The 10,005-nt window shown below is 42.9% G+C and carries 8 protein-coding genes; 2 read left to right on the top strand and 6 right to left on the bottom strand.

Features of this window, described 5'->3' with window-relative positions; genetic code table 11:
• Nucleotides 1-634 precede the first annotated feature (634 nt).
• Nucleotides 635-1,636: a hypothetical protein gene (locus AAGC65_RS22225; protein ID WP_343114664.1), complete on the bottom strand. Its 1,002-nt coding sequence runs from the start codon at nucleotides 1,634-1,636 to the stop codon at nucleotides 635-637.
• A 440-nt stretch (nucleotides 1,637-2,076) separates the two neighbouring features.
• On the opposite strand from AAGC65_RS22225, the gene AAGC65_RS22220 reads away from it, so the two are divergent.
• Together AAGC65_RS22220 and sucD are read left to right on the top strand one after the other, a co-directional pair.
• Nucleotides 2,077-2,661 carry a PPC domain-containing DNA-binding protein gene (locus AAGC65_RS22220; protein ID WP_343114663.1) on the top strand — a complete coding sequence of 195 codons (585 nt, stop codon included), beginning with the start codon at nucleotides 2,077-2,079 and terminating at the stop codon, nucleotides 2,659-2,661.
• A 143-nt stretch (nucleotides 2,662-2,804) separates the two neighbouring features.
• Nucleotides 2,805-3,692: a succinate--CoA ligase subunit alpha gene (sucD, locus tag AAGC65_RS22215; RefSeq protein ID WP_343114662.1), complete on the top strand. Its 888-nt coding sequence runs from the start codon at nucleotides 2,805-2,807 to the stop codon at nucleotides 3,690-3,692.
• Between the two features lie 224 nt (nucleotides 3,693-3,916).
• Here the strand turns inward: sucD and AAGC65_RS22210 are convergent, their stop codons facing one another.
• The 5 genes from AAGC65_RS22210 to AAGC65_RS22190 all read right to left on the bottom strand — a co-directional run.
• On the bottom strand, nucleotides 3,917-4,945 hold the full coding sequence (locus AAGC65_RS22210) for a proline iminopeptidase-family hydrolase (RefSeq protein ID WP_343114661.1): 1,029 nt from the start codon (nucleotides 4,943-4,945) through the stop codon (nucleotides 3,917-3,919).
• A gap of 304 nt (nucleotides 4,946-5,249) precedes the next feature.
• Nucleotides 5,250-5,456, bottom strand: coding sequence for a cysteine-rich CWC family protein (locus AAGC65_RS22205; protein WP_343114660.1), 207 nt, complete (start codon nucleotides 5,454-5,456; stop codon nucleotides 5,250-5,252).
• 330 nt (nucleotides 5,457-5,786) lie between these two features.
• Nucleotides 5,787-8,159 carry a ribonucleoside-diphosphate reductase subunit alpha gene (locus AAGC65_RS22200; protein ID WP_343114659.1) on the bottom strand — a complete coding sequence of 791 codons (2,373 nt, stop codon included), beginning with the start codon at nucleotides 8,157-8,159 and terminating at the stop codon, nucleotides 5,787-5,789.
• 193 nt (nucleotides 8,160-8,352) lie between these two features.
• A complete protein-coding gene (locus AAGC65_RS22195) occupies nucleotides 8,353-9,327 on the bottom strand; it encodes a ribonucleoside-diphosphate reductase small subunit (protein WP_343114658.1) in 975 nt (324 codons plus the stop codon).
• Nucleotides 9,328-9,872: 545 nt separating this feature from the next.
• Nucleotides 9,873-10,005 (bottom strand): peptide-methionine (R)-S-oxide reductase (locus AAGC65_RS22190; protein ID WP_343114665.1); only part of this gene is annotated, 133 nt, incomplete at its 5' end.

Raw genomic sequence — 10,005 nt, 5'->3', positions numbered from 1 at the left:
ACTATTAGGTGTTGACCGATTTATGTCCGAAGCCCGGGCCATTACCAATGTAATTGGCAATGGGGTTGCCACCATTGTAATTGCCAAAAGTGAAAAAGAGTTTGCCCCCCTGCCCCCTGAAGGGGGAGTTTCTTTGTAAAACTTCTTAAAATTTTATTTTAACATTTTTCAGCTCAAAATTGGATCACTTTTGCTGCTAAAAAGCTCAAAATCGAGGATATTTTGTCGTTTTTTATCAGTTTTGATGCGTTTTAGTTCATATTTTTCAGCTTTAAAAAGTTTTAAATAATTGATTATCAAACACTCCAGTAATTTACAGGCATTTTAATGAACTTTGGTATTAACCACAACGGCCCGTTACTCTTCAATTTAGAGCAACGGGCCGTTATATCTTTAAAGGTACGAAAATTTTTCTCATTTTTCCCTTATTAATGACCATTAGTAATGGCAAGATTTTCAATTCCCTCCCTTGGGAGGGGCGCGATGGTTTGTGTAATGGCAGGGAGGGGTTTATGCATTATTCTAAACGAATAGACTCATGGATAAAAACCCCTCCCTACACCCTCCCAAGGGAGGGAATTGCGCAATCCATGCTATTTATCCCTGCAAATCAACCCATTTAGAAGCCGGAGGCTCAATTACAAACCACCTTCAGCTTCTTCGTATAATCCGGATCAATGGGTTCGTTGGTTTGGGCCAGGCGCTGGGCACCTACGTTGGCGGGGCAGGCTATGCCATTGGGACCATCATAAATTAATCCTGGTTTGGTGCTGATCAGCTCTTGCGGAACATAGATCTGTACGGTGGTACGCTGGTAGCCATGCGGAACAAAGCGGATATAATATCCATCCGGATGTAGCGACCAGATACCCGATGGTACTTCCGGATCGGGTTGCGGGGCCAAACCGGCCAGCATGGCATATTTCTCCATATCCTCATAGGAAGCATTGCCCGAGGCTGCCAGTCGGCGGATATTATTTTCGGCCTCAAAAATACTTTGCGCGGCAGCCGGTAGCTGGTCTTTAGCCTTATCCATTACGCTGGCCGGCAATACGCCCAAAGCGCCACCTTCCAGCATCAGCAGCTCATTGGTTGATAATAATTTGGTTGCAGTTAGCTTAATATCATTCCCCATATCAACAAAACGGGTACGGGCAATAATGGCCCATAACAACACCTGGATGCTGCGTTGCTTAACATCTGCGTGTGTTTCGGCATGTTTCAATATCAATATCACCACATCGCGCTTAGGGCCAATAACGGGTGCAAGCATATAACCATCACCAGTGCTAGGGCCGCGTGTACCGGCATGCAGGCAGTAACTTTTATTGGTCATTTCGTAAAAGCCGGCGCAAAGTTTATAAGCTCCCTCGGGTGTTTTGGGTAACAGGTATAATGGCTCAGGTGTTTTACCCTCCATAAATGATGGTGGTTTGGAACCAGTTTTGTCCACATCTTTAAAACTGGTGCTAATGGCCTGGGGCTGTTTCAGTATCTTGCTTAAACTACCACCCGATACCATGTCCGATCCTTTATCCAGCAGTTTTTTTCCAAAACCGCCAAACTGGGCATGGGCCGCCGTGATACAGAACAGGCATGCGATGAGTGTAATGATAAGGTGTTTGTATGTTTTCATAGGTAACAGGTATGTGACGCTAAATTAATGAAAATGATATAAATACCGTATGCAGCCTGATTGAATAACCGTAGTTTTGATACCCGGATAATAATAGTCATTGAAAAGGCATGGACTTGAAAATTGCATAGCGTTAGTTACTCACCCGGTCCACGCTTCGCTGGACCACCCTCTCTTCGCCTGCGGCGGAAAGAGGGCTAGAAAATGGATGATGGATAAAAGACAAACGGTAAAAGAAAAAATCCTCCAACCCTCTTTCCGGCAAAGCCGAAGAGAGGGTCGACAAGCGCAGCGATGTCGGGGTGAGTCGATGAACATACCTTTTCATGATATTATCCTATCCGTGATCGCACATCAATAGCATATAAAAGTTTAGCATACACACACAAAACCTTAAACTTTTAATCACCAAAATGGTTCACCATAAAAGCATTTTTATCATGAAAAACAATTTTACAAAAAGCGCCGTGAGGCTAATTACTTTATTTGCTGCCATATGGCTTATTAGTACCCAATATGCCCGCGCGCAGGAGCAGGAATATGTATCGCCGGTGAAGCCGGCTCAAACGGGGAGGTCGCCGGGAGTTAAATCAAAACTCATCAATTCGGCACCTCAAACTTATATACTTGTGTTTGCCAAAGGCGATGAGATCTTGTCGGGCATTACCGAGTTCGCGCTAAAAAACAACATTAAAACCGCTCATTTTACCGCTATAGGCGATGCAACCAGCGCCAAAGTGGGCTGGTATGACAAAAACCGTAAAATGTTTAAGGTTATAGCCATTAATGAGCAGTCGGAAATTACCTCAATGGTGGGCGATATCGCTTGGTTCAATAATAGCAAACCATCGGTTCATGCGCATATTAACCTGGCCGATAGCAACGGTGTAGTACATGGCGGCCACCTGCTGGAAGCCTTTGTTTCGCCCACGCTGGAGGTTGTGCTAACTGTTGATCCGGTTGCCATGCATAAAAAATTTGCAGAGGAAAGCGGCATCAACATCATTGACCCGGATATGAAGTAAAAAAGCCTCATGAAGCCTACTATGTGGCTGAAGCTCATGAAACGTGGCCAAAATATCTTTGTAAAAAGATTGCCACAGCAGTAAATTAAATTTGACTTTAATGGCAATAACTTTAGCTTTGCCGTACTAAACGAAAAAAACCAATGAGTGTTCTCGTAAATAAAAATTCAAAAGTTATTGTACAAGGTTTCACAGGTAAAGAAGGTACTTACCATGCTGAGCAGATGATTGCATACGGTACACAGCTTGTTGGCGGTGTTACACCAGGCAAAGGCGGTCAGCAGCATTTAGACAGGCCGGTTTTCAACACCGTTAAAGACGCGGTTGATCAAACTGGTGCCGATGTATCTATCATTTTTGTACCTCCTGCTTTTGGTGCAGATGCCATTATGGAAGCTGCCGAAGCCGGTATCAAGGTTATTGTTTGTATCACCGAAGGTATCCCAACCAAGGATATGATTGAGGTAAAAGAATATTTAACTGATAAGGACGCGCGCCTTATTGGCCCTAACTGCCCGGGCATTATTACTGCCGACGAGAGCAAAATTGGTATCATGCCAGGCTTTATCTTCAAAAAAGGTAACGTTGGTGTGGTTTCAAAATCAGGTACTTTAACTTACGAAGCGGTTGACCAGGTAGTTAAAGCCGGTTTAGGTATCACTACTGCTATTGGTATTGGCGGCGACCCGATCATCGGTACCCCAACCAAAGAAGCTGTTGAATTATTAATGAACGACCCGGATACTCACGGTATCATCATGATAGGCGAAATTGGTGGTGGCATGGAAGCCGACGCTGCCCGCTGGATCAAAGAATTTGGCACTAAACCGGTTGTTGGTTTCATTGCCGGCCAAACTGCGCCTCCGGGCCGCCGTATGGGCCACGCTGGTGCTATTGTTGGCGGTGCCGATGATACTGCAGCTGCTAAAATGAAGATCATGGCCGAATGCGGTATCCGCGTAGTTGCATCGCCAGCCGAAATTGGCGCTGCTATGGCCGAAGAGTTGGCTAAATTAGCTGTTAAAGCTTAAGCCCCCTAACCCCCTAAAGGGGGACAGGAAAAATCATATTTAAAATCCTGGTCAGTTTTGGCCGGGATTTTTTTATTTACAAAATTTGTTTGAACCGGGATTTTGAGGATTAATAGGATTCCTGCCTCTACGCATCATTCCATGTATACTTGTGGTTTATTATACTGCAAATAAAAAGCCCGCGATCACACTCAAGTATCGCGGGCTTTTTGAAAAACAGGTAATTATACTAATTTTAAAAATTTGATGAGTCCGTTAAAATAAGTCTGCTGGTCATCGTACATGCAAAGGTGACTGCCATTTTCACAAATGAGCGAAGTTGCATTGGGTATTAGCTTAGCCATTTTCTTCATATCCTCAGGGTCCATTTCATCATATTTAGCACCGATGGTAAGGGTTTTAACCTTAATTTCGGGCAGGCGGTTCCAAACGTCCCATCCTTTAAAGTTGCCTGTTACCAGGAACTCACTTTTTCCCTGCATAAATTCATATATTTTATAGTTAGCATGCCGTAATGCGCGGGTAAATGGTTCTGGCCAGGGCTGGATGCGGCAAAGCATGGCAGGGTACAGATCTTCCATCATAATCTGGTTATATTCAGGCGAATCATAGTCTCCTTTTGCCTCCACTTCTGCAAGCTTTTTGGCTTTATCAGGACTTAATAACTTTTTAAAGGTATTAGAGTGCTTTAAGAAAGATTCGGCACTGGCAGCCATGTTGGAAATCACAAGTCCGCGTAAATGCTGCTGATATTTTAAGGCATACTCCATAGCCAGAACACCACCAAAAGAGTGGCCGTAAAGAATAAAATGGTCTAAACCAAGACCAACCCGTACCTCTTCTATCTCCTCAACATATCTTGGGATGGTCCATAGGCTGGTATCTTCCGGAACATCAGAGTTATTGTTGCCTAACTGGTCGTAATAATACATCTCGATACCGGCCTGAGGTAAAAAAGATTCCATCGCTTCCAGATATTCATGACCAAAGCCTGGGCCGCCGTGCAATATGAGCACTTTGATGGCACCACTGCCAATTTTCTTGGTCCATACCTTATACTTACCCTTTACAACCGGAATCATTTTAATTCCGGCAACTTTTATACCCGGCGGGTTAAGGGTATCGTCTATATCTAAAAAGGAATCGTGTTTGGTATGATGTTTCGGGCTGGCAGCCAGGAGATTTTTATGAGTAGCTCCAATCAATAGCGAAGCTAACGTACCTGAAATGAAATTTCGTCTGTTAAAATTCATATATTCTTGTTCAGTTAATTTTTTAACGGTTTGTAAAGTTACCTACAAGAAACATCGTTTGGTATAACCAAATTCGGTGAATTATTAGTGTGATGCTGAGTATTGATTAATCTATATGATAATGATTAATCGTCATATAGAACTTGTTTCAGTACCCTATATGATATGCTGTACAATATGGCGGTTACTTATCCTGTGGGGTCCCGAAATAAATTCGGGACGACGTGCGGAATGAAATGTGTGGAAGCTATCTAAGAAATCACGGTAATCCTAAAATCCCATAAATTGTGATTCAGACAAACACCTACACCAGCCCCATATTCACTCTATATTCCTGTTGGATAATCAGGAGGCAATTGGCGCAGAGGCATCCTTCATACAGTTCGCTTACGTACTGCACCTCGTTAAGGCTGAGCTGCACCGTACTGCACTGGCACTTGGTGAATGAATTGGCTTTACATTCAAAAGGTGCCTCACAACGTTCGCAACGGATGATCTCGTGTTTATGCATTTTGTTTTTTAGTCCGGAAGTCGGGAAGTCCGCATGAGTCCGGAAGTTATTTGATACAAAATTACGGATAATAGCGGTAGTTTAGTCCGAAAGTCGGAAAGTCCGCATAAGTCCGGAAGTTATTTGGTACAAATTTACAGATAATAGTAATAGACATAATAAACACTACGGTCAGCGTAAAGCCATCAAAAAAATAAAAAGTCCGTAAAACTTTTCAGTTTACGGACTTAAAATCATCTTTACTTTCAGACTTATACGGACTTTCCGACTTCCGGACTAAAGGTTGTCTTTACTTTCGGACTTCCCGACCCAAGCGGACTTCCGGACTAATTATGCTGAACAAGTAACGCAGCCTTCTTCCATCGAGCAGCTTGGGCCTTCTGGTACGTTGTCAGCAATTTGTGCTACGTGTTCCGGAATCACAGGCTCCATGTTTGAACCGCCCTGGTTTTCAACCGTGAACTTAACAGCTTGTGATGCCGCTTGTGTGCGCAGATAGTACATACCGGTTTTTAAACCTTTTTTCCATGCGTAGAAGTGCATTGAAGTCAGTTTAGATGCGTTTGGCGCATTGATGAACAGGTTTAATGATTGCGACTGGCAAACGTAAGCCCCCCTATCAGCAGCCATATCAATGATGTTACGCATTTTTATTTCCCAAACTGTTTTGTACAGTTCTTTGATATCAGCAGGTATCTCGGCAATATCCTGGATAGATCCATTAGCGGTGATGATCTTATCTTTCATCGCCGGGGTCCATAAGCCAAGGTTAACCAAATCGCGCAGTAAGTATTTATTTACTACAATAAACTCACCGCTTAATACACGGCGGGTGTAAATGTTGGATGTGTATGGCTCAAAGCACTCGTTATTACCCAATATTTGTGAGGTAGAGGCGGTTGGCATTGGCGCTACTAACAGCGAGTTACGTACACCGTGGTTCATCACATCCAGGCGCAGGTTTTCCCAATCCCAACGGGTGCTGGCAGGCGATACATTCCACAGATCAAACTGGAACTTACCTTTTGACAACGGTGAACCCTGGAAGGTTTCGTAAGCGCCATCTTTAATAGCCAGGTCTTTTGAAGCCGTCATGGCTGCAAAATAAATGGTTTCAAAAATTTCTTTGTTCAGTTGTTTAGCTTCGTCGCTTTCAAACGGCATGCGCAGCTGAATAAAGGTATCGGCTAAACCTTGTACACCTAAACCAATAGGGCGATGCCTTAAGTTAGAGTATTCTGCCTCGGCAACAGGATAGTAGTTACCATCAATAATACGGTTAAGGTTCAGGGTAGCCTGATAAGTTACCTCATATAATTTCTGGTGATCAAACTCACCGTTAATTACGTAGCGAGGTAATGCTAACGAAGCCAGGTTACAAACCGCAATTTCGTTGGCATCGGTATACTCCATAATTTCGGTACAAAGGTTTGAGCTTTTGATAGTACCTAAATTTTGCTGGTTTGATTTGCTATTGGCAGCGTCTTTATATAACAGGTATGGTGTACCGGTTTCAACCTGGGCGTCCAATACAGCAAACCAAAGATCCTGTGCTTTAATCACCTTACGGGCGCGGCCTTCTTTTTCGTAACGGGTATACAGTTCAACAAACTCGGCACCGAAGCAATCGGCCAGGCCTGGTGCTTCATGCGGGCAAAACAGGCTCCAATCAGCATTGGCTTCCACACGCTCCATGAACAGGTCAGACACCCAAAGGGCATAAAACAAGTCGCGGGCACGCATCTCTTCCTTACCGTGGTTTTTGCGCAGATCTAAGAATTCAAATATATCTGCATGCCAAGGCTCTAAATAAATAGCGAAGGCGCCTTTACGTTTACCGCCGCCCTGGTCAACATAACGGGCAGTATCGTTAAATACGCGCAACATTGGGATAATACCGTTGCTGGTACCGTTTGTACCGCTGATGTATGAACCTGTAGCCCTTACATTATGGATGCTTAAGCCAATACCACCGGCACTTTGTGATATTTTGGCAGTTTGTTTTAATGTATCGTAAATACCATCAATGCTGTCATCCTTCATGGTTAATAAAAAGCATGAAGACATTTGTGGTTTTGGTGTACCCGCGTTAAACAGCGTAGGAGTAGCGTGGGTAAACCAGCGCTCGCTCATTAAGTGGTATGTTTTGATAGCGCTTTCGATATCCTCTTTGTGAATACCAACAGATACACGCATAAACAGGTGTTGCGGGCGCTCGGCTATTTTACCGTTAATTTTTAACAGGTATGATTTTTCAAGGGTTTTGAAACCGAAGTAGTCAAAGCCAAAGTCGCGATCGTAAATGATGGTGCTGTCCAGCAGTTCGGAGTTCTTTTCAATTACTTCCCAAACATCATCGGCAATAAGCGACGCGTCTTTACCGGTTTTAGGATCAACATAGCCGTGCAATAAACGCATGGTTTCTGAAAACGACTTAATGGTGTTTTTGTGCAGGTTTGATACCGCTATACGCGAAGCCAGCAAAGCATAGTCAGGGTGCTTTGTGGTTAATGATGCAGCGGTTTCGGCAGCAAGGTTATCCAGTTCAGAGGTAGTTACACCATCAAATAAACCTTCAATTACCTTTTTTGCTACATCAATGGGGTCAACCAGGTTAAACCCATAGCACAGTTTTTCAATACGTGCTGTGATCTTGTCGAATTTAACCGACTCTTTTCTACCGTCTCTTTTTACTACAAGCATATTGATAAGTATTTAGTGGTTTGGTATCGGGCAGCGATTTTAAAACCAAACTTGTTGTATATATAATGTATGTTAATTCTTTTTCAGTATTGAGCTTTTAGTATCAAGTATTTAGTATCAGGTATCAAGATTTTTTAATGCATGAACATCGTTTTTGTCATGATACTTGATACTAACTACTTGATACTACTTGCTAAAAATCCTCGTCCAATGAAAACGCCTTGCTTTCGGTGGTGTTGTTAAGCACACCGCTTTTTTGGTAGTCGCCTACGCGTTTTTCAAAGAAGTTGGTTTTACCCTGTAATGATATCATTTCCATGAAATCAAAAGGATTAGTAGCATTATAATGCTTTTCGTAACCCAGTTCGGTCAGCCATCTGTCGGCCACAAACTCAATGTACTGGCTCATCATTTTGGCGTTCATGCCAATCAGGTTAACCGGCAGGGCATCTGTTACAAATTCTTTTTCAATTTCAACCGCGTCGGTAATAATTTTGGTTACCTGCTCGGCCGGAAGCCTGTTTTGCAGCATTTTGTATAGCAAGCATGCAAACTCGCAGTGTGAGCCTTCATCACGTGATATCAGCTCGTTGCTGAAAGTAAGTCCCGGCATCAAACCGCGCTTTTTAAGCCAGAATATAGAGCAGAAGCTACCTGAAAAGAAAATGCCTTCCACAGCGGCAAATGCCACCAAACGCTCGGCAAAGTTGCCGTTGTTAATCCAGCGCAGTGCCCACTCGGCTTTTTTACCTACACAAGGTACGGTCTCGATGGCGTGGAAAAGACGGTCTTTTTCAATAGGATCTTTCACGTATGTATCTATTAACAGGGCATAGGTTTCTGAGTGGATATTCTCCATCATGATCTGGAAGCCGTAGAAGCAACGTGCCTCGGGCAACTGAACCTCGCTCATGAAGTTTACAGCCAGGTTTTCGTTCACAATGCCATCGCTCGCGGCAAAAAATGCCAGGATGTGCGATATAAAATGCTTCTCGCCCGCGTTCAGATTTTCCCAATGTTTCAGGTCGTCGGAAAGGTCTATCTCTTCGGCGGTCCAGAAGCTGGCTTCGGCTTTTTTATACATCTCCCAAATGGCGGGATACTTGATGGGCAGTATTACAAATCTGTCCTTGTTCTCTCTCAGTAATACTTCTTCTTCCTGTTTCATAGATACCTTTTTTATATCGTTATTACTTTACTTACCGTCATCAGACACGAAAGCCGGCCTTAAAAATTTTAAAGCCTTTTTATTTTTGCAATTAATCTCACCAATTGCAAGTTTAATTATGTAACGTACTGACAGATAAGTTATTAAGTTTGGATGAGGGACACATCCTGCTGTCTTTCTGAATACCTTATACAACAAAGTTAATGTTTGACTTTTAAAGATTTTAGTGTTAGTTTTTAACAAACCTGTGAGTTATTAACACTTTGCATATTTATTTTAAGCGATCAAAAATTAATGAACTTGATTACAGCTATTTAAAAAACACCGTCAAAATCGGCCGTCCAAAAACTTGCAAAAAACAATAATTTAACATTATAAATTACTTTACTTAACACCGACAATTATTACGAATAGCATAACGCCCCCGCTAAGTGTCGATTTAAATTTCGAAATGAGGTGTGATAAAAATGCTGATCACCTCATTGTGGAAAACAAAATATCCCGGAAAGCGGTAGCTTACCGGGATATTCCTTGTTTTGTATGAATTATTTCGCGTCGGCAACCGGCACAAATTTCATCGATACAGAATTTACGCAGTGACGGGTGTTTTTAGGTGTAAAATATTCGCCCTCAAAAACGTGACCTAAGTGAGCGCCGCAATTGGCGCACACAATTTCA

The sequence above is a fragment of the Mucilaginibacter sp. genome, assembly GCF_039207105.1.
In the GTDB taxonomy this organism is placed as follows: domain Bacteria; phylum Bacteroidota; class Bacteroidia; order Sphingobacteriales; family Sphingobacteriaceae; genus Mucilaginibacter.
Note: the sequence above shows the minus strand (reverse complement) of the source record. Positions and strands in the feature narration are given on the sequence as shown.

What these genes read in the sequence shown, in the direction of transcription:
- AAGC65_RS22195 (WP_343114658.1), bottom strand. Translation starts at nt 9,327, where the DNA reads ATGAAACAGGAAGAAGAAGTATTACTGAGAGAGAACAAGGACAGATTT.
- AAGC65_RS22200 (WP_343114659.1), bottom strand. Translation starts at nt 8,159, where the DNA reads ATGCTTGTAGTAAAAAGAGACGGTAGAAAAGAGTCGGTTAAATTCGAC.
- AAGC65_RS22210 (WP_343114661.1), bottom strand. Translation starts at nt 4,945, where the DNA reads ATGAATTTTAACAGACGAAATTTCATTTCAGGTACGTTAGCTTCGCTA.
- sucD (WP_343114662.1), top strand. Translation starts at nt 2,805, where the DNA reads ATGAGTGTTCTCGTAAATAAAAATTCAAAAGTTATTGTACAAGGTTTC.
- AAGC65_RS22220 (WP_343114663.1), top strand. Translation starts at nt 2,077, where the DNA reads ATGAAAAACAATTTTACAAAAAGCGCCGTGAGGCTAATTACTTTATTT.
- AAGC65_RS22205 (WP_343114660.1), bottom strand. Translation starts at nt 5,456, where the DNA reads ATGCATAAACACGAGATCATCCGTTGCGAACGTTGTGAGGCACCTTTT.
- AAGC65_RS22225 (WP_343114664.1), bottom strand. Translation starts at nt 1,636, where the DNA reads ATGAAAACATACAAACACCTTATCATTACACTCATCGCATGCCTGTTC.